Source organism: Streptomyces sp. NPDC059679, assembly GCF_042734105.1.
In the GTDB taxonomy this organism is placed as follows: Bacteria; Actinomycetota; Actinomycetes; order Streptomycetales; family Streptomycetaceae; genus Streptomyces.
Genome location: NZ_JBHWES010000036.1, coordinates 97324 through 115337 on the forward strand (window position 1 = coordinate 97324; position 18014 = coordinate 115337).

The window sequence follows — 18014 nt, forward strand, 5'->3', positions numbered from 1 at the left end:
CCGCCATGCCCGAATACCGCCGCATTCTGCTGGACGGCGCCGCCGTCCAGGTCACCGTCGACGGCGACGAACTGGTCGCCGGGGACGGCCGCCGCGTCAAGATCGAGGACGCGCAGCACCTGCCGCCGGTCGTGCCGTCCAAAGTGATCGCCGTCCACCTCAACCACCGCAGCCGCGTCGACGAGTTCCGGATCGACCTCCCCGACACCCCCACCTACTTCCACAAGCCGACCTCCTCCCTCAACTCCCACAAGGGCGCCATCGTCCGCCCCGAGGGCTGCAAGTGGCTCAACTACGAGGGCGAGGTCGCCATCGTCATCGGGAAGACCGCGCGGAACATCTCCCCGGCCGAGGCGGGCGAGTACATCGCCGGCTACACGATCGCCAACGACTACGGCCTGCACGACTTCCGCGACACCGACGCCGGGTCCATGCTCCGCGTGAAGGGCTCCGACACCCTCTGCCCACTCGGCCCCGGTCTCGTCACCGACTGGGACTTCCACGGCAAGAGCCTGCGCACCTACGTCAACGGCGAGGTGGTGCAGGACGGTTCGACCGACGAGATGAAGTGGGACATGCACTACCTCGTCGCCGACATCGCCCGCACCATCACCCTCTACCCCGGTGACGTCCTGCTCTCCGGCACCCCCGCCAACTCCCGGCCCGTCCAGCCGGGGGATGTGGTCGAGGTGGAGGTGGAGGGGCTCGGCCGGCTGACGAACCGCATCGTGACCGGCCCGACCCCGGTCCGCACCGACGTCGGCGCCCAGCCCACCGAGTCCGAGGAGGTCCTGTCCACCGCGCTCGGCGGCGACTGGGAGTTCCGCGGCATCCGCCCGCCCAGGCGTTGACTGACGCCCATGAACGGCGCCGCACCGGGCCTGCCGACCGAGGCGTCCGGTGCGGCCGCCCGCCCAGGTAGGGTCGCCTCCATGACCGAGTCCACCGACGCCCCCAAGAGCCGGCCCTCACGCAAGCGCCTGCACTACGGCGAGGGCCGGGAAGCCCTGCTGAACGCCGCCGTCCGTGTGGTGGCGCGGGGCGGCCTGCGCAGGCTCACCTACCGGGCCGTCGCGGAGGAGGCCGGGGTCACCCACGGCCTCGTGGTGCACCACTTCGGTTCGCGCGATGCCCTGATCGAGGAGACCCTCGCCCACACCATCCGCACCTCGCTGAGCACCAGTGCGCTCGAACCGGGCACCGGCAAGGTCGCGGACTTCTCGGCGGGGCTGTCGGAGATGGTCACGGCGGATCCGGACATCCAGGCGTTCCAGTACGAGCTGCTGCTGGAATCGCGCCGCCGCCCGGAGCTGCTGCCGCAGATCCGCGCGTTGTACGACGAGTACTTCGACGCCACCCAGCGCGAACTGACCCGCATGCTGCCCGCCGGCGCGGACAAGGCACTGACCCGGCTGGTCTTCGCCGCGCTCGACGGCCTCGTACTGCACCAGCTCGTCCTCGGTGAGCCCGAGGTCACGGATGCCGCACTGGAAGAGCTGCGCTCCTTGCTGAGGTTCCTCGACGCAGGCGGTGACGCTGCCGGCGACCGTACCGCCGAGGACGGCTGAAAACCCCCTCTGACCTGCTTTTTCCAAGGCTCCGGACGTTCCGCGTCCGGAGCCTTTCGCTGTTCGGCGCCATGATCTCGTTTGATTCCGTACGAGTAAAGAGTTGGTTACGGTCGCAGGAAGCATTGACGCAGCTTTCCAGGTGGATAATTCTCGCCTGCATGGCAGGGACCGTCCGCGGCCGCCATGCATCCCTAGGAGATCCCCATGACCATCGAGGCTCCCGCAGCCGAGCTGCTTCCGTTCCGCGATCCCGGCTACCGGGCGGACCCCGCTCCGTACTACGCCCGGCTCCGCGCGGAGGCGCCCGTCTACCGGCATCCGATCGGCGTGTACGTGGTGTCCCGCTACGAGGACGTCGCGAAGCTGATCCGCAATCCCACCCTCAGTGTCCGCAAGCTCGATTTCGGTGTGGCCGATCCATTGCACGACACGGTGCTCGGCCAGGACGCCCCCGACCACACGCGGCTGCGCCGCATCACCAACCGCTGGTTCACGCCCAAGGCGGTCGAGGAGTGGTCCAAGGTGATGCAGGCGTCCGTGGACGCCGTGCTCGACAAGGCGGTTGAGGCGGGCGGCGCGCTCGATGCGGTGGACGACCTCGCCCTGCGCTCCACGTTCGAAACCATCTGTCACATCTTCGGTGTCGAGCCCACGAAGATGCTGGAGATCCAGAAGGCCACCTATGACATCGGCGTCAGCCTTGGGCCTGGGTCCGACGAGGACGACTGGCGGGTCACCGGTGAAGCCTTCGAGTGGTACGAGCAGCACAACCGCGCCCTGATCGCCCACAAGCGCGCCCACCCCGGCAGCGGACTGATCGACCACTTCCTCGCCGAGCAGCACGCGGGGAACATGACCGAGAACGAGGTCATCTTCTCGATCCTGCTCTTCTTCGCCGTCGGTCACCTGGACATCAAGCACCTCATCGTGCAGGGCATCCGGCACATGGCCGAACACCCCGAGTACATCGGGATCTACCGCGACCAGCCGGAAATCCGGCCCGGCTTCATCAACGAGGTGCTGCGCATCGAGACCCCCGAGCAGATGGTCTCCCGCCTCACCACCCAGGAAACGGTCATCGGCGACACGACCGTGCCCGCCGGCGAGGTCCTCGTCCTGCTCATCGGCTCCGCCAACCGCGACCAGGAAGCCTTCCCCGACCCGGACCGTTTCGACCACAACCGTCCGGCCGCCGCGAGCCAGCACCTGGCCTTCGGCTCCGGCCAGCACGGCTGCGCGGGACAGGTGCTCGCCCGCGCACAGGCCGACGTCGTCTTCACCACGCTGGTCAACCGCTTCAGCATGATCGAACTCGCCGGTGAGCCCACCTTCACCCACACCGAGTTCCTGCGCAGCATCGCCCACCTGCCGATCCGGCTGCGCTGACAGAACGCCGGCCGTTCCCCCAGCACACAGCACAGCACCACACCCAGGAGTCATCATGCGCGTCGAAGTCGACCTCAAGAAGTGCCAGGACCACGGCCAGTGCGTCTACGCCGCCCCCGAACTCTTCGCCCTCGACGAGCAGGGACGCCTGTCCCTGCGGAACGAGGCCACCGAGTTGTACACGGCGGAGGTGGACGCGGCGAACGTCGACGAGGTGCAGGAAGCCGCGGACGTCTGTCCGTTGCAGGCCATCACCGTCCACGAGTAGCCGGGCACCGACAGGGCACCGATGGCCGCCGGGTTGCCCGGTTGCCGGGTTGCTGTGTCGAGGCCGTCGACGACGGCTGTCCGGCCGTCTCGCCGCCGAAGGGTGACGCGGCGGACTTCCGCTGCCGTCCTGGCGCCGCTACCGCGGCGGCCCTCGGGCGGGCGCCCGACGGCTCGGCCGGATGGCCCCGCCGGTTCCCGTGGGGATGTCACTCCCGGGCGGGAGCGGTAGCGGAAAATCATCACCCAACCCCTTGTCATGTGGATAGTTCCGCCTCACCATGAGGCAACTCGTTTGGCTCCAAAATAAATCTCCTTCGCTCCGCTCCCCTGGCAGGTGATCCGCGTGGACAGTCAAACGGTCCAGAAAAACCAGACCGTGCAGGACGAACCCACCGCTGGCCGACTCAAGCCCAACTCCCTCGGTGTCCTCGGCATCCTCTTCTTCGTCCTCTCCGCACAGGCCCCCCTGACCGGCATCGCCGGGGCTGTGCCCATCGCCGTCGCCATCGGCAACGGCGCGGGTACGCCCGCCGCCTATGCCGGGGCCGGCATCGTCATCCTGCTGTTCTCCGTGGGCTTCGTCGCCATGGGACGCCATGTCGTGGACGCCGGCGCCTTCTACACGTACATCGGCAAGGGGCTCGGCCGTCCGACCGGCTCCGGCAGCGCCGGTGTCGCGCTCTTCGCCTACTGCGCGGTCCAGGCGGCCATGTACGGGCTGTACGGATCGATCGTCAGCGCCCTGGTGGAGCAGTACACCGGTCTGAACGCGCCGTGGTGGGTCTGGACCCTGGTCACCATGGCGATCGTCCAGGTCCTCGGCGCGGCCGGCATCGAGATGGGGGCCAAGGTGCTGGCCGTGTTCGTCCTGGCCGAGTTCAGCATCCTGCTCGTCTTCGCCCTGGTCACCCTTTTCAAGGGCGGCGGCCCCGAGGGGCTGGGTTTCGCCGACAGCTTCTCGCCGCACGCTGCGCTCCAGGGTGCTCCCGGCGTGGCCCTGATGTTCGCCGTGGCGTCGATGTTCGGCTTCGAGGCCACCGCCATCTACGGCGAGGAGGCGCGCGAGCCCCGCAGGACAGTGCCCCGGGCCACGTACCTCTCCGTCGCCGTGATCACCGGCTTCTTCGCCTTCACCTCGTGGATGCTGATCTCCGCCCACGGCGCCTCCCGCGCCACCGCCGAGGCCGGCAAGGCGCTGGCGAGCGGTGACGCCACGGCATGGGTCTTCGCACCGATCACCGCGCAGTTCGGCGCCTGGGTGGGCGACGTCCTGCCGATCCTCCTGGCGACCTCCCTCTTCGCCGGCATCCTGGCCTTCCACAACTCCGCCAACCGCTACCTCTTCTCCCTCGGCCGCGACGGCCTGCTGCCCCACGGGCTGACCGCGATCAATCGGAGTCACTCCCCGTGGGTGGCGGGCAGCGTGCAGACCGTGCTCTCCCTGCTGCTCGTCATGCCCTTCGCGCTGCTGGGCAAGGATCCGGTGCTGACCCTCTTCTCGTGGTTCAGCGGGGTGGCCGTGCTGGGGATCATGCTCCTGTACCTGCTGACCTCCGTGTCGGTGGTGGTGTTCTTCCGGCGCGAGCGGTTGGACACCCGCCCCTGGAACACTCTGATCGCCCCCATCCTGGGCGCGCTCGGCATCGCCGGTGCGATCTGGCTGATCCTGGCCAACTTCACGACCCTCATCGGCGGCGACTCGACCACGGCGACCTGGCTCGAACTCGCCGTCCCGGCGGTCCTGGTCCTCGGCATCGTCGCCGCCCGCGTGACGCGTGACCGGGCGACGGGCCCGGCCTGAAGAAGCTGCTTCTCACGGTGTGACCGGTCCGGTTCCCGCTCCCCGGGACCGGGCCGGCCACGTCCGGCTCCCACCCGCCCACGGAGGATTCACTTGAGCTCGGGATACGTGTGGCACGAGCTGTTCGGCTGGGCCGACAGCGGCAGCGGCGGGCTGTTCCCCGCCGATCCGGCCGCCGGGCTCCAGCCGTTCGGCCACCATGTGGCACACGCCGACACCAAGCGGCGGCTGCACGAGCTCGTCGCCGTGTCCGGCCTGATCGGCCATCTGGAACGCGTCGAGGCACGACACGCCACGGAGGAAGAGGTACTGCGGGTCCACACCCCCGAACACGTCGGTCGACTGCGGCGTGAGAGCACCCTGCCCAAGGGCGGTGACGCCGGCGACGGCATCTCCCCCTTCGGCAAGGGCGGTTACGAGATCGCGGCGCTCGCCGCGGGCGGTGCGATCGAACTGGTCGAAGCGGTCGTCACCGGACGGGTGGACAACGGCTACGCGCTCGTCCACCCATGCGGGCATCACGCCCCGGCCCACACCGGCATGGGGTTCTGCATGCTCAACAACGTGGCGATCGCGGTCGCGCACGGCCGTGCCGCCCTGGGCGTGCGGCGGGTCGCGGTGGTCGACTGGGACGTCCACCACGGCAACGGCACCCAGTCCGTCTTCTGGGAAGAGCCCGACGTCCTGACCCTCTCCGTGCACCAGGACGGCTGCTTCCCGCCCGGCTCCGGGCATCTCACGGAACGCGGCGGGCCATCGGCGCCCGGCAGCGCGATCAACATTCCGATGCCGCCCGGTACCGGCGACTTCGGCTACCTCTACGCCTTCGAACGGGTCGTCGTACCCTCCCTGCGCGCCTTCGCCCCGGAACTCATCGTCGTCGCCTCGGGGTCCGATCCAGGCGCGATGGACCCGCTCGCGCGCCAGCTGGTGACCAGCCGCGGTTTCCGGGGCATGACCGAGCAGGTCCTCCAGGTCGCCGCCGAGGTTTGCGACGGCAGGGTGGCGATGGTGCAGGAAGGCGGCTACAGCCTCTTCTATGTGCCGTTCTGCGGGCACGCCGTCATCGAGACCCTGGCCGGGGTGAAGGTGCTGGACGACGCGCTGTTCCCGGTGGTCGGCGGGATGACGGGACACGACCTCGCGCCGCACCAGAAGGCGCTGGTCGACGAGGTCGCCGCGCTGGTGCTGCCCGCATGAGACGGTCAGTCGGCCGTGCCCGCGACCCGATCGAGGAACCCGTCGACCAGGCGGCGGGCGTTCGCGCGGGCCGTCGCCGCCAGGTCCCTTGTCCGGGTGAGCAGCTCCCCGGGGTCCACGCCGTGCTGCAGGCACTGCTCGGCGCCGCCGAGCTCCAGGTACCGGCGCACGGTGGCGGGCGTGATCTCCGGATGGAACTGCATCCCCAGGCTCCGCCCGAGCCGGAACGCCTGGGTGCACACGGAGTTGCGGGCCACCTCCTCGGCTCCGGGTGGCAGGAGGCAGCGGTCGTAGTGCCACTGGAACCACGGGCCCGGGCCGATCAGTGCGGGATCGTCGGTGTCGACCCGGACCCAGCCGATCTCCGGGCGCGGCGACGCCTCGACCGAGCCCCCGAGCGCGGTGGTCAGCGCCTGAGCGCCGAAACAGACCCCGAGCACCGGGACACCGAGGTGGTGGGCCTTGCGCAACAGCGCCAGCTCTCCGCCGATCCAGGAACCCACGGCCGTCTCGTCGTAGACCGACCAGGGCGCGCCGAGCGACACGATCAGGCCCCAGCCGTCGGCCGCCGGGAAGTCGAAGGCCACGTCCGGCGCGTGGTGGCGATGTCCGGGTACGACGGTCACGACGTGCAGGTCGTATCCGCGCCGGGCGAGCCGGGCCCCGACCGGACCGGGATCGGTCACGTGGTCGTGCTGGATGACGAGTGCGCGCACGGTGGGCTCCCTCCCGGGTTCACGGACCCGTCGGATCGATCCGTGAACGCTTGTGACGGCTGAGCCCACACCATATCGTTTGGAATCAAATAAAGTATCCGGAGGTTCTGCATGCTGGACATCACCCACGAGGAATGGCTGCGCCGGGCCAAGGCACTGGACCCGGCCGGCGCGCATCACATCGACGGTGTCGACGAGGGCGGGTCAGGGGCGACCTTCGCCGCCGTCTCCCCCCGCGACGGCCAGATGCTGACCCAGGTCGCCGACGGGGGCACGGAAGAGGTGGACTCGGCCGTGGCCGCCGCCCGCCGGGCCTTCGACTCCGGCCCCTGGCCCCGCCTCGCACCGGCCGACCGCGGCCGGATCCTGCTGCGCATCGCCGACCTGCTCGAAGAGCACCGCGAGGAACTGGCGCTGACCGTCAGCCTGGAGATGGGCAAGCCGATCACGGACGCGTACGAGATCGAGCTGCGCGCCGTCATCAACACGTTCCGCTGGTACGGGCAACTGGCCGACAAACTCACCGACGCCTCGCCCCACACCGCCCCCGATGCCCTGGCGCTGGTCACCCGGGAACCGGCCGGTGTCGTGGGCGCGGTGGTGCCGTGGAACTTCCCCCTCACGCTGGCCGGTTGGAAGGTGGCTCCGGCACTCGCGGCGGGCTGCACCGTTGTACTGAAGCCGTCGGAGAACTCGCCACTCTCGGCCCTGCTGCTCGGCCGGCTCGCCACCGAGGCCGGCCTGCCGCCGGGTGTGCTCAACGTGGTGAGCGGCAAGGGCCCCGTCGCCGGGCGCGCCCTCGGTCTCCACCCCGACGTCGACGTCCTGGCCTTCACCGGCTCGACCGCCGTGGGCCGTCACTTCCTGCACTACGCGGCCGACTCCAACCTCAAGCGGGTCTGGCTCGAACTCGGCGGCAAGTCCCCCAACATCATCTTCCCGGATGCGCCCGACCTGGAGAAGGCCGCCGCCACCGCCGCCTGGGGCATCTTCTTCAACCAGGGCGAGATGTGCACCGCCCCCTCCCGGCTGCTGGTGCACTCCTCCATCGCCGAACAGGTCACCGACGCGATCGTGGCGCGAGCCCGGGAACTGGTCGTCGGGGACCCGCTCGACCCGGCGACCGAGATGGGTGCAATGGCCGGTGAGAGCCACCTCGAACGGGTCCTCGGCCACATCGAGACCGGCCTCGAGGAAGGCGCCCGCCTGCGCGTCGGCGGCGGCCGCACCCTGGCCGAGACCGGCGGCAGTTTCCTGCGCCCCACCGTCTTCGACCACGTGCGCCCCGGCATGCGGCTGGCCCGCGAGGAGATCTTCGGCCCCGTCCTGTCCGTCCTCACCTTCGACGACCTCGACGAGGCTGTTGAACTCGCCAATGACACCGAGTACGGCCTCGCCGCCGGCCTGTGGACCTCCGACCTGTCCACCGCCCACCAGGTCTCCCGGGCGCTCAGGGCCGGAACCGTCTGGGTCAACTGCTACGAGGAGGGCGACCTGACCGTCCCCTTCGGCGGCATGAAGCAGTCCGGCAACGGCCGCGACAAGTCCGCCCACGCCATCGAGAAGTACACCGAACTGAAGACCACCTGGATCCAGCTGTGACCCGACCCCTGATCGCGATCCCCGCCCGCTTCTCCGCGACGACCTCCGCGCTGCGCTACGCCGCCGAGGTGGGCGCCCGCGCGCTGATCGAGGCGGTGTGGCGGGCGGGCGGCGAGCCGGCGAGCATCCACCCCGCCTCCGCAGACGTGGCCGAACGTCTCGCTCGCTTCGACGGCGTCCTGCTCCCCGGCGGCGGAGACCTCGCCCCGCACCGCTACGGCGCAACCGACACGCACGAGAGCGTCTACGACGTCGACGCCCTCCAGGACGACTTCGACATCGAGGTCGCCCGCCAGGCCATCGACTCGGGCCTGCCGCTGCTGGCGATCTGCCGAGGACTCCAGGTCGTCAATGTCGCCCTCGGCGGCACCCTGGAGCAGGACATGGGCGGCCCGGAACGCGAGCACCGGCATGTCGTCCACCCCGTGGCGATCCAGCGTGGCACCTTGCTGGAGCAGGCCACCGGCGCGCAGAAGGTCGAGGCGTCCTGCTACCACCACCAGCGCGTCCACCGTGCCGGCGTGGGACTCGCGGTCACCGCGTGCGCGGCCGACGGCACCGTGGAGGGGCTCGAACTTCCCGGTGTCCACGGATGGTTCACCGCTGTCCAGTGGCACCCGGAGGACACCGCCCACGAGGACCCCACCCAGCAGGGACTGTTCGATGCCCTGGTCCGAGCCGCCCACGACAGACGCTGACACCGCAATGACATTCTTCGGCAGCACCAGGCGGCCAAAGCCCCGACTGTCCCCGGAACTCGACGATGCGGCCCTGGGCCGGGTGCCCAGAGGTATCGCCTCTTTGCGGGGCCCGGGCCCACAGGACCTCGCCATCGCCCGGATCGAGCAGCTCCTGCGGGACACCGGGCCCGACTGGGACCGCCGCTGCCACCGGATCTCCGTGCTCGCGCAGGCTGCTCCCGCGCTGGCCCGCGGGTGGCACAAGCGCCGACCGCGCGACCCTGACGCGCTGGTTCTCGCCGGGTGGGCCGAACGGGCCACGGATCCCTGGAGTGCCCTTGGCGCTCTGCCGCCTCGCCGCCGAGGCGCGTCCGGGCGATCCGACGCCCTGGGTGGGCGCGCTGGCGGCGCTGCGGTCGCTGGGGCTGCCCCGTGCCGAGCTCGCACCGGTCTGGGAGGAGATCCGCGCGCGTGATCCGTGGCACCGGCAGGCGCATCTGCAGATCCTGGGCTATCTCTCCCCGGAGGAGCAGAGGAGCCAGAGCGCGTTGCGGGACTTCCTCGACGACGTCGTCGCCGTCATGCCGCCGGACGCTCCGGCGGCATGCCTGCCGCCCACGGCCGCCGTGCGGCAGTACCACCGCGACCTGGACGGAGGAGGAGTCCGGGCGCTGGGGGCGAGCCGCTACTGGACACAACCGCACGTCGTGCGATGGGTGGGTCAGGCGCTGACCTCCTGGCTGAGCCCCCGGTCACCTGCGCCAGGCCGCCGCCGTCGCCGACCTCGGGCTGCTTGCCTACTGCCTGGTGCGCACCGGCCGCACGGGTGACACCCGACCGGTGTTCACCGCGATCGACGGCCTGGTGACGCCCTGGCCATGGGGCCACGAGGGAGAACCGCTGGAGCGCTACACCTTCTACGCCGGCCGCCTGTGATCGTGCGTACGGCTCGCCGGGCCCTGTGGGCTGGGGCAGACGGCGAGCATGCGCGCGTACTGCCTGCCCGGCCCCGGCGCCGCCGGTGCCCGCCGGCGCGCACACGGCTGCGGGGCCGAGCCCGAACAGGCTCGGCCCCGCAGCTTTCCCGTCAGGGCCGGCCGCGCTCGGCGGCTTCGACGATGTTGGTCAGCAGCATGGCCCGGGTCATCGGCCCCACCCCGCCCACCGGTGGGGCCAGGGAGCCGGCGACCTGCCCGACGTCCGGGTGGACGTCCCCGAGGATGCCCTCCACGGTCCGGGTGATGCCCACGGACAGGACCGTGGCGCCCGGCTTGATCCAGTCGGGCCCAACGAGGTGGGCCACGCCGGCCGCGGCCACGACCACGTCGGCGACCCGGGCGTGGGCCGCGGTGTCCTGGGTGGCCTCGTGGCACAGGGTGACCGTGGCGTGTTCGGTGCTTCGGGTCAGCATCAGGCCCAGCGGGCGGCCCACCGTGATGCCGCAGCCGATCACGCAGAACTGTCTGCCGGTGATGGCCACCTGGTTGCGGCGGAGCAGGTCGATGATGCCGCGGGGCGTGCAGGGCAGCGGCCCGGGAATGCCGAGCACGAGGCGCCCGAGGTTCGCCGGGTGCAGCCCGTCGGCGTCCTTGGCGGGATCGACGAGCTCCAGTACGGCGTGGGTGTCGATGTGGGCCGGCAGCGGCAGCTGGACGATGAAGCCGGTGCAGGCCGGGTCCGCGTTGAGCCGGAGCACGGCGGCCTCGACGTCGGCCTGCGATGCGGTGGCGGGCAGCTCCACCCGGATCGACGCGATGCCGACCTGGGCGCAGTCGCGGTGCTTGCCGCCGACGTAGGAGTGGCTGGCCGGGTCGTCGCCGACCAGGATGGTCCCCAGGCCCGGGGTGACGCCCCATGCCTTCAACGCCTGGACGCGGGCGGTGAGTTCGGCCTTGATCTCGGCTGCCGCGGCCTTGCCGTCGAGCAGCGTCGCGGTGGTCATGGTCGTACGAACCTCTCGGGTCAGGAGAACACGACGGTGCGGGAGCCGGTCAGCACGACCCGGTCCTCGGCGTGCAGACGCACCGCCCGCGCCAGGACGACCCGTTCGACGTCCCGGCCGATGGCGACCAGCTCCGGCGCGGTGTGCCGGTGTCCGACACGCACCACGTCCTGCTCGATGATCGGGCCCTCGTCCAGGTCAGCGGTCACGAAGTGGGCGGTGGCGCCGATGAGTTTGACGCCCCGGTCGTGGGCCTGGTGGTACGGCTTGGCGCCCTTGAAGCCCGGCAGGAACGAGTGGTGGATGTTGATGACCCGCCCCGACAGCTTGCGGCACAGGTCGTCGGAGAGGACCTGCATGTAGCGGGCGAGGACCACGAAGTCGACCCGGTGCTCGGCGACCAGCCGCACCAGCTCGGCCTCCGCCTCCGGCTTGGTGTCGCGGGTGACAGGGAGGTGGACGAACGGGATACCGTAGCGCTGCGCGACGGGCGCCAGGTCGGGGTGGTTGGAAACGATGAGCGGGATGTCGACGGGCAGTTCGCCCAGACGCCAGCGGTAGAGGAGGTCGACCAGGCAGTGGTCGAACTTCGACACCATCAGCAGGACCCGGCGCCGCTGCTGCTCCGGCCGCAGGGACAGCACGGGGTCGAAGCGCGCCAGGCGCGGGGAGAGCTCGTCCCGCAGGCCCTCGACGTCGGCCTGCGGGGTCTCCAGGAGCACCCGGATGGTGAAAGTGCCGGTGCCGGGATCGGAGAACTGGGCACTCTCCACAATGTTGCCCTTGGCCTCGGTGATGCCACCGGACAGGGCGTGCACGATGCCCGGCTGGTCGGGACAGCTGACGGTCAGGATGTAGCGCTGCATGGCTGCGGTGCCTTCCGGCTCAGGCCCGTACGCGGGTGCGCTCGGGGTCGTACACGGGGGTGGGCTTCACCGTGGCGTCGGCCTTGGAACCGTCGGCGGCGACCGCGGTCAACACGGTCCCTGACTTCACCGCGTCACGGTGCACACGGGCGAGCCCCAGGGTGGCGCCGTCGAGCACGGGCGAGGGCACGGCCATCGTCACGTAGCCGACGTCCCGTCCGTCCAGCTCCAGCCGCGCGCCCTCGGCCGCCTCGGGCGCGGCGTCCACGACGACGCTGACCACACGCCCCGGCGCGGTGCCCTTCTTGGCGAGCAGCGCGTCGCGGCCCTGGAAGGGGCCCTTGTCGAAGTCGACCGCCCAGCCCATCCGGCACTCGAACGGGGTGACGGTGTGGTCGTACTCCAGCTCACCCATGATCATCCCGGCCTCGGTGCGGCACGTCAGGAGGGCGAGCGCGCCGGCGGCCTTCACCCCGAGGTCAGCCCCCGCGTCGAGGACCGCGTCCCACAGGTCCAGCGCACGCTCGCGCGGCACCTGGATCTCGTAGCCGAGTTCGGCGGTGAACCCGATCCGGCTGACCTGCGCACTGATGCCGGCGACCAGGACGTCCCGGATGAAGGTGTAGTAGGGGAAGGCGGTGTTGGAGACGTCGACGTGCGTGAGCCGCTGGAGAACCTCGCGGCTGCGCGGTCCCTGCACGGTCAGTACGGCGAACTCGTCGCGACGCTCGGTGACCGTGGTGCCGTTGGGGGCGTGCGCGGTCAGCGATTGCTGGGTGGCGGGGTTGCCGCCGGTGACGACCACATGGCCGGGCGCGAGGACGGCCACGGTCACGTCGTCGATCATGAAGCCGTCCCCGTCGACGACCACGCCGTAGGCGATACGACGGGCGCCGAGCCCGCGGACGCTCCGCGAGAAGACGGCCTCGACGGTGGCGAGCGCGTCCTCGCCCTCGACGTGCCACTTGTAGAGCATCGAGTAGTCCAGCGCACCGGCGGCGGTGCGGAATGCCTCGTACTCCTCGGCCGGGTCCGTGATGAACAGGGGCACGGCATGGCCGTAGACGTCCATCCACTCCTCGACGCGGTCGTCGTACCGCGGGGAGAACGGGGTGCTGCGCAGTCCTTCGGGCAGGGCCATAGGAACTCCAGTGAGGCGGAGGAAGTGAGGCACCGCCGAGAATCTATCCATTCGGATAACTTGTCAATAGGATAGATTCCCTTGTGAGAGTGCGTAGGGGGGAGAGGAAAGGGGGGTGCATGACCAAGACGGTGGTCGAGGAGGGGACTGGCGGCCAGGACAATCGGCCCGGATACGGTCAGGGACGGGAAGCTTTGATGGCCGCGGCCATCAGAGTCGTCGCGCGAGGGGGACTGCGGAAGCTGACGTACCGGTCCGTGGCTGCCGAGGCCGGTGTGACCCACGGCCTCGTCGTCCACCACTTCGGATCACGTGACGCCCTGCTCGAAGAGGCTTTGGGCTGGGCTGTGCGGCGCAGCATCGAGACGTCGTCGTTGGTGCCCACCAGTGGCCGGCTGGAGGACTTCGCCGCGACGCTGGCCGGGTTCATCGCCGCCGATCCGGATCTGCAGGCGTTCCAGTACGAGCTGAAGCTCGAATCCAGCCGACGGCCGGAACTGCGCCACCACATCGACCTGCTCTACGACGCCTACCGCGATGCCGTCCGCGAGGCACTGGCCTGCTTCGACGTGTCGCAGGAGATGACGGAGATCGTCTTCGCGGCCCTGGACGGCCTGGTCTTCCACCAGGTCACGTCCGGCGCACCGGACCGCACCGAGGAGAGTGTCGACGCCTTGCGCCGGCTCCTCGCGGCCCATCGCGCGCAGGCGTCACCGAGGGCGCCCGGCGGTACATTGAATGAGCCGAAGCTCTCCTGCACCAGGAGCGGCGATGATGAGCATTTTCAAAGGGCGTGACCGGCCAGTCCGGCCGCACGGCAGGCTTTCCTCAGTCATACCGGCGCCCGGCGGCGCGACCGCGGTGCTGGACCAGCACCTGCGGTTCACCGGGTGGAGCCGGGAAGCCGAGGAGCTGTTCGGTCTGGCGTCCGAAGAAGTCCTGGGCCGGCCCGCCGACGCCGTCCTGGCCGACACCGAGACGGGTGCCGGCGTCTCAGCAGCTGGTGGCGGTGGTGCGGCATGGTCGCTCGGCCCTCGGCCGGTCCGCCGTGGTGATGGCCGCCCGGTGTCCGTGTCCTTGTCTCTCACCCCGCTCACCCTGGGGGCGGGTGCGACCGGGTGGCTGCTGACGGCCGTGGACGCCGAGCTGGCGCACCGGGAGGCCATCGGCCGGGCCATGCTTGACGGACTCGACCGGGAAGCGCCCGTCCAGTTGGTGGTCTACGACACGGACGCTCGGGTGCGCTGGATCAACACCGCGCTCGAAAAACAGTTCGGAATCCCGCTGGAGGACGCTGTCGGCAGATTCGTGAAGGACATCCTGCCGCAGGGCGAGGTGCTGGGGGAGGGGGAGGGGACAGCCACGAGCGTCGAAGAGATCGTCCAGCGCGTGGCCCGCACCGGCGCACCCGTGATCGACGTCCGCTACCGCAGCTCCACTCTCCTCGACCCCCGTCACGAACGCGTCTGGTCCTGTTCCTACTTCCGGCTTCAGGACGATGACGGCCGGCCGATCGGAGTCTGTGAGGCCGGCCTCGATATCACCGACCGCTATGTGGCGCGCCAGCGTCTTGCCTTGCTCAGCCGGGCCAGCGGCAGTATCGGAAGGACCCTGGACATCCGGCGCACGGCCCAAGATCTGGCGGAACTCGTGGTCCCCGAGTTCGCCGACGCCGTCACTGTGGACATCGTCGAAGCCGTCCTGAGCGGGCAGGAACCACAACACTTCGCCACCCACCCCACCCTGTGCCAGGTGGCTCACCGCACCGATCACGCCGCGGCCAAGGACACCGCGTACGACGCACTGGACACCGTCCGCCTGCGGTGCCTGGCCCAGAACGCGCCGGCCACCGACGCGGCCACCCACATGCTCGCCCTTCCCCTCAAGGCCCGTGGCGCCACCCTGGGCGCGGTGGCCTTCGCACGCTCCCGACACGCCGACCCCTTCGAGCACGAGGAGATCCAACTCGCCGAAGAGCTCGTCTCCCGCACCGCGGTCTGCCTGGACAACGCCCGCCGCTACACCCGAGAACACGCGACCGCGCTCACGCTCCAGCGTGATCTACTCCCCCGCACCCTGCCCCAGCAACCGGGTGTGGAGGTCGCTCACCGCTATCTGCCCGCGGCCGGGCCCGCCGGCGTCGGAGGGGACTGGTACGACGTCATCCCCCTCTCCGGGGCACGCGTCGGGCTGGTGGTGGGCGACGTCGCCGGACACGGTACGAGCGCGGCCGCCACCATGGGCCGGGTGCGCACCACCGTCGCGGCGCTCGCGGCACTCGACCTCGCGCCGGACGAACTGCTCGCCCGTCTCGACGACCTCGTGGCGCGCACCGGCGCCCCGCCTTCCGGGCCCGCCGAGGCCGAGGACCAGGCACTGGGAGTCACCTGCCTGTACGCGATCTATGATCCGGTCTCCCGGCACTGCGTCATGGCGCGGGCGGGCCACCTGCCGCCCGTGCTCCTCACCCCCGACGGACACGCCGAGCTCGTGGACCTTCCCGCCGGACCGCCCCTCGGCCTGGGCGGCCTGCCCTTCGAATGCGCCGACATCGAGCTGCCGGAAGGCGCCACGCTCGCCCTCTACACCGACGGACTCGTCGAAAACCGTCACACGGACATCGACGCGGGAGTCAGCTCTCTCTGCACCGCACTCGCCGGGCCCGAGGACGGCCAACTGGACAAGACATGCGACAAGGTCATCACCACACTCCTGCCCCAGCCCCCCCGAGGACGACGCCGCACTGCTGCTGCTCCGCGTCCATGCCCTGGCCGAGAACCTGGTGGCGACGTGGGACGTGGCCTCCGACGCCGGAGAAGTGGCAAGAGCGCGGTCGCTGGCCCTTGATCAGCTGGCCGCCTGGGGAGTCGACGAAGCCGCGTCGTTCGTCGTCGAGCTCGTCGTCAGCGAACTGGTCACCAACGCGATCCGCTATGGCGGCGCTCCGGTGTGTCTGCGGCTCATCAGGGAACGTGGCCTCATCGTCGAGGTCTCCGACGGCGGCCACACCTCGCCCCACCTGCGGCGGGCTGCGATGGAGGACGAGGGCGGCCGAGGTCTGTTCCTGGTCGCGCAACTCACGCAGCAGTGGGGAACCCGATACACGCCAACGGGCAAGACCATCTGGACCGAGGTGTCGCTGGTTCCAGCCAGGATGCCAGGAACCTTCGCAGGCGAGCAATTCGACCTGTAGCGATCCGGGCTCCCTGGTCCGGGACTGTCGCGGCTCAGGCCTTACGGCGGCCGCTGCGGCGTGGCGCGGGGGCGGCACCGCCCAACAGATCCTGGCGGCGCTCCTCGCCGTCCTCCTCCACCTGCAGCACCACCCGGCGCAGTCCGTCGGCGACGGTCCGGCAGTCCGCGTCGCTGAGCCGCCCGGTGACAAAGGCTTCCTCTTCGTTGAACGCCGGAAAGAGGCGCTGCATAAGCTCCTCCCCTTCGTCGGTCAGGCTCAGCAGCACCAGCCTTCCGTCGGTGGGATGGTCTGCTCGCTGCACAAGCCCTCGCCTTTCCAACGTCCGGGCAACCCCCGTGAGCGTGCCCTTGGAAATCCCGGCTTCTTCGGCCACGTGCCGCGTCTCCGATTCGCCCCAGATCCAGATGACCCAGAGCACCACGAAGGCGGTCCAGGTCAGGTCGACGCCGCGCAGCACGGAGTTCTCCAGGTGCTGCCGCACCGCCGAGGCGGCGCGATAGATGTTGGCGACAACGGCCATCTGGTCATGCCGGACGGGGATACCGCCGAGCCTGGCCGCTGCCAGTTTCTCGGCTTCGGCGATGGATCGATGGCCGGGCACGAGCACGCTCCTTCGGGCCGCCTGAGAAGCCATGAGACATGAGAATTGTTCGGGCCCAAATTATACGGTGCCTCATTGCCCTCGACCTCATGGGGGTCGACCCGTCCGGGCTCGGGGCGCTGCATGCTCGCACCCCACGCGGACAGCTTCCTCTGGCCTCGGACCTGCTGCGGGCCTTGAAGCTGAACTGAACTGAAGGGTGTCAATATTCCGATCAGGCCGCTGAGCTGGGCTCTTCCGGTGGACGGTGAGGCAGCCGGGGCGACATGGTGTGGTACTCGTTAATCAGTCCGCCAAGTACCTGGCGACGCCTGACCGCGGCAGCGGGCAGGGGGATGACGTTCGGGTCGTCGTCGGGCGCTCGTAGGCCGCGGCTGCGGTGGGCCCGTCCCGCGTTGTAGTGCTCCGCGTACGTGGTGAGGACCGTGCGCAGGTGTCGTTCACCGGTGATCAGGAGTCGGTCGGTGCACTCTGCGCGGGCTGTGCGTATCCATCGTTCGGCGAACGCGTTGGACCGGGGGCTCTGCGGTGGCGTTGGGATGACGGCTGTGCCGTTGCCGGCGAAGACGGCGTCGAACGCGGCGGTGAACCTGCTGTCCCGGTCACGGATGAGGAACCGGAAGCACCCAGCGGCGCTCTCCTCGAGATCCATCAGCAGATTGCGGGCGAGTTGGGTTACCCACGCACCGGTCGGGTGGGCGGTGACGCCCAGGACATGGACTCTGCCCTTGCCGGAAATCTCATCCGTGCAGGGCACGCCGCATGTTGATATCCGTGGAGGACGCCGCCGAGGCGATCGTGTCGGCGTATGTCGAGGCGGGCTAACGCGTCGGGATCGTCGATCGGTGGGGGCAAGGGGTGCAGTGGCCTGCGTTCGCGATGGCCAGGTGTGCCTGTGTGCGTTGTAGAACTGCTCGAACTCGCGCAGGGTGTGGAGGAGATGTCGTTGGTTCCAGATCAATGTCCGGTCCAGGAGCTCGCGGCGACAGGTCTGTATCCAGCGCTCCGTGATCGAGTTCATTCGTGGCATCTGGATGCCGCT

General features: G+C 70.1%; 18 protein-coding genes and 1 pseudogene. 12 read left to right on the forward strand and 7 right to left on the reverse strand.

The genetic code is table 11. From position 1 onward, the window contains the following. Positions 1 to 5 precede the first annotated feature (5 nt). The 6 genes from ACFV2X_RS31945 (at position 6) to ACFV2X_RS31970 (ending at position 6228) form a co-directional block, all read left to right on the forward strand. Positions 6 to 851 carry a fumarylacetoacetate hydrolase family protein gene (locus tag ACFV2X_RS31945; protein ID WP_385623157.1) on the forward strand — a complete coding sequence of 282 codons (846 nt, stop codon included), beginning with the start codon at positions 6 to 8 and terminating at the stop codon, positions 849 to 851. An 81-nt stretch (positions 852 to 932) separates the two neighbouring features. Then, the gene (locus ACFV2X_RS31950) at positions 933 to 1568 is read left to right on the forward strand and encodes a TetR/AcrR family transcriptional regulator (protein WP_385623159.1); all 636 of its coding nucleotides are present in this window, start codon (positions 933 to 935) and stop codon (positions 1566 to 1568) included. Positions 1569 to 1775: 207 nt separating this feature from the next. Next, on the forward strand, positions 1776 to 2957 hold the full coding sequence (locus tag ACFV2X_RS31955) for a cytochrome P450 (RefSeq protein ID WP_385623162.1): 1182 nt from the start codon (positions 1776 to 1778) through the stop codon (positions 2955 to 2957). 55 nt (positions 2958 to 3012) lie between these two features. Then, positions 3013 to 3225, forward strand: a complete 213-nt coding sequence (locus ACFV2X_RS31960; protein ID WP_385623165.1) for a ferredoxin — start codon at positions 3013 to 3015, stop codon at positions 3223 to 3225. A 345-nt stretch (positions 3226 to 3570) separates the two neighbouring features. Then, positions 3571 to 5028, forward strand: coding sequence for an APC family permease (locus ACFV2X_RS31965; protein ID WP_385623167.1), 1458 nt, complete (start codon positions 3571 to 3573; stop codon positions 5026 to 5028). 93 nt (positions 5029 to 5121) lie between these two features. Beyond that, on the forward strand, positions 5122 to 6228 hold the full coding sequence (locus ACFV2X_RS31970) for a class II histone deacetylase (RefSeq protein ID WP_385623170.1): 1107 nt from the start codon (positions 5122 to 5124) through the stop codon (positions 6226 to 6228). Positions 6229 to 6233: 5 nt separating this feature from the next. Here ACFV2X_RS31970 and ACFV2X_RS31975 read toward each other — a convergent pair whose 3' ends face one another. Then, entirely contained in the window at positions 6234 to 6944 is a 711-nt protein-coding gene (locus ACFV2X_RS31975) for a type 1 glutamine amidotransferase (RefSeq protein ID WP_385623172.1), read from the reverse strand. A gap of 111 nt (positions 6945 to 7055) precedes the next feature. On the opposite strand from ACFV2X_RS31975, the gene ACFV2X_RS31980 reads away from it, so the two are divergent. From ACFV2X_RS31980 to ACFV2X_RS31990, 3 genes are all read left to right on the forward strand, one after another. Further along, positions 7056 to 8546: an aldehyde dehydrogenase gene (locus ACFV2X_RS31980; RefSeq protein ID WP_385623174.1), complete on the forward strand. Its 1491-nt coding sequence runs from the start codon at positions 7056 to 7058 to the stop codon at positions 8544 to 8546. After that, positions 8543 to 9244 (forward strand): gamma-glutamyl-gamma-aminobutyrate hydrolase family protein, encoded by a 702-nt coding sequence (locus ACFV2X_RS31985; protein ID WP_385623177.1) that lies wholly within the window; start codon positions 8543 to 8545, stop codon positions 9242 to 9244. The genes ACFV2X_RS31980 and ACFV2X_RS31985 overlap by 4 nt, the downstream gene beginning before the upstream one ends. A 320-nt stretch (positions 9245 to 9564) precedes the next feature. Next, positions 9565 to 10056 (forward strand): hypothetical protein, encoded by a 492-nt coding sequence (locus ACFV2X_RS31990; RefSeq protein ID WP_385623180.1) that lies wholly within the window; start codon positions 9565 to 9567, stop codon positions 10054 to 10056. A 257-nt stretch (positions 10057 to 10313) separates the two neighbouring features. On the opposite strand, the gene ACFV2X_RS31995 is transcribed toward ACFV2X_RS31990, so the two are convergent. Genes ACFV2X_RS31995 through ACFV2X_RS32005 form a run of 3 tightly spaced genes read right to left on the reverse strand, consistent with a single transcriptional unit; the run spans position 10314 to position 13175 of the window. Then, positions 10314 to 11168 carry a bifunctional methylenetetrahydrofolate dehydrogenase/methenyltetrahydrofolate cyclohydrolase gene (locus ACFV2X_RS31995; RefSeq protein WP_385623182.1) on the reverse strand — a complete coding sequence of 285 codons (855 nt, stop codon included), beginning with the start codon at positions 11166 to 11168 and terminating at the stop codon, positions 10314 to 10316. Between the two features lie 20 nt (positions 11169 to 11188). Continuing rightward, a complete protein-coding gene (gene purU / locus ACFV2X_RS32000) occupies positions 11189 to 12034 on the reverse strand; it encodes a formyltetrahydrofolate deformylase (protein WP_385623184.1) in 846 nt (281 codons plus the stop codon). Between the two features lie 19 nt (positions 12035 to 12053). Then, on the reverse strand, positions 12054 to 13175 hold the full coding sequence (locus ACFV2X_RS32005; RefSeq protein WP_385623186.1) for an aminomethyltransferase family protein: 1122 nt from the start codon (positions 13173 to 13175) through the stop codon (positions 12054 to 12056). 119 nt (positions 13176 to 13294) lie between these two features. On the opposite strand from ACFV2X_RS32005, the gene ACFV2X_RS32010 reads away from it, so the two are divergent. Genes ACFV2X_RS32010 through ACFV2X_RS32020 form a run of 3 tightly spaced genes read left to right on the forward strand, consistent with a single transcriptional unit; the run spans position 13295 to position 16368 of the window. After that, positions 13295 to 13972 (forward strand): TetR/AcrR family transcriptional regulator, encoded by a 678-nt coding sequence (locus ACFV2X_RS32010; protein WP_385623188.1) that lies wholly within the window; start codon positions 13295 to 13297, stop codon positions 13970 to 13972. Further along, the gene (locus ACFV2X_RS32015) at positions 13950 to 16022 is read left to right on the forward strand and encodes a SpoIIE family protein phosphatase (protein WP_385623190.1); all 2073 of its coding nucleotides are present in this window, start codon (positions 13950 to 13952) and stop codon (positions 16020 to 16022) included. The genes ACFV2X_RS32010 and ACFV2X_RS32015 overlap by 23 nt, the downstream gene beginning before the upstream one ends. Continuing rightward, a complete protein-coding gene (locus tag ACFV2X_RS32020) occupies positions 15973 to 16368 on the forward strand; it encodes an ATP-binding protein (RefSeq protein ID WP_385623192.1) in 396 nt (131 codons plus the stop codon). Before ACFV2X_RS32015 ends, ACFV2X_RS32020 begins: the two co-directional genes overlap by 50 nt. Positions 16369 to 16402: 34 nt before the next feature. On the opposite strand, the gene ACFV2X_RS32025 is transcribed toward ACFV2X_RS32020, so the two are convergent. The 3 genes and pseudogenes from ACFV2X_RS32025 to ACFV2X_RS32035 all read right to left on the reverse strand — a co-directional run. After that, the gene (locus tag ACFV2X_RS32025; RefSeq protein ID WP_385623200.1) at positions 16403 to 16972 is read right to left on the reverse strand and encodes a MarR family winged helix-turn-helix transcriptional regulator; all 570 of its coding nucleotides are present in this window, start codon (positions 16970 to 16972) and stop codon (positions 16403 to 16405) included. Between the two features lie 214 nt (positions 16973 to 17186). Beyond that, complete coding sequence (locus ACFV2X_RS32030; protein WP_385623194.1) at positions 17187 to 17729, reverse strand: integrase core domain-containing protein; 543 nt, start codon at positions 17727 to 17729, stop codon at positions 17187 to 17189. After that, a pseudogene (locus ACFV2X_RS32035) lies at positions 17729 to 18014 on the reverse strand (integrase); the annotation flags it as partial. The pseudogene ACFV2X_RS32035 and the gene ACFV2X_RS32030, both read right to left, overlap by 1 nt.

Coding starts and splice junctions, on each gene's coding strand:
- purU (WP_385623184.1), bottom strand. CDS start 12,034: ATGCAGCGCTACATCCTGACCGTCAGCTGTCCCGACCAGCCGGGCATC.
- ACFV2X_RS31995 (WP_385623182.1), bottom strand. CDS start 11,168: ATGACCACCGCGACGCTGCTCGACGGCAAGGCCGCGGCAGCCGAGATC.
- ACFV2X_RS31980 (WP_385623174.1), top strand. CDS start 7,056: ATGCTGGACATCACCCACGAGGAATGGCTGCGCCGGGCCAAGGCACTG.
- ACFV2X_RS32015 (WP_385623190.1), top strand. CDS start 13,950: ATGAGCATTTTCAAAGGGCGTGACCGGCCAGTCCGGCCGCACGGCAGG.
- ACFV2X_RS32005 (WP_385623186.1), bottom strand. CDS start 13,175: ATGGCCCTGCCCGAAGGACTGCGCAGCACCCCGTTCTCCCCGCGGTAC.
- ACFV2X_RS31950 (WP_385623159.1), top strand. CDS start 933: ATGACCGAGTCCACCGACGCCCCCAAGAGCCGGCCCTCACGCAAGCGC.
- ACFV2X_RS31960 (WP_385623165.1), top strand. CDS start 3,013: ATGCGCGTCGAAGTCGACCTCAAGAAGTGCCAGGACCACGGCCAGTGC.
- ACFV2X_RS32010 (WP_385623188.1), top strand. CDS start 13,295: ATGACCAAGACGGTGGTCGAGGAGGGGACTGGCGGCCAGGACAATCGG.
- ACFV2X_RS31955 (WP_385623162.1), top strand. CDS start 1,776: ATGACCATCGAGGCTCCCGCAGCCGAGCTGCTTCCGTTCCGCGATCCC.
- ACFV2X_RS31945 (WP_385623157.1), top strand. CDS start 6: ATGCCCGAATACCGCCGCATTCTGCTGGACGGCGCCGCCGTCCAGGTC.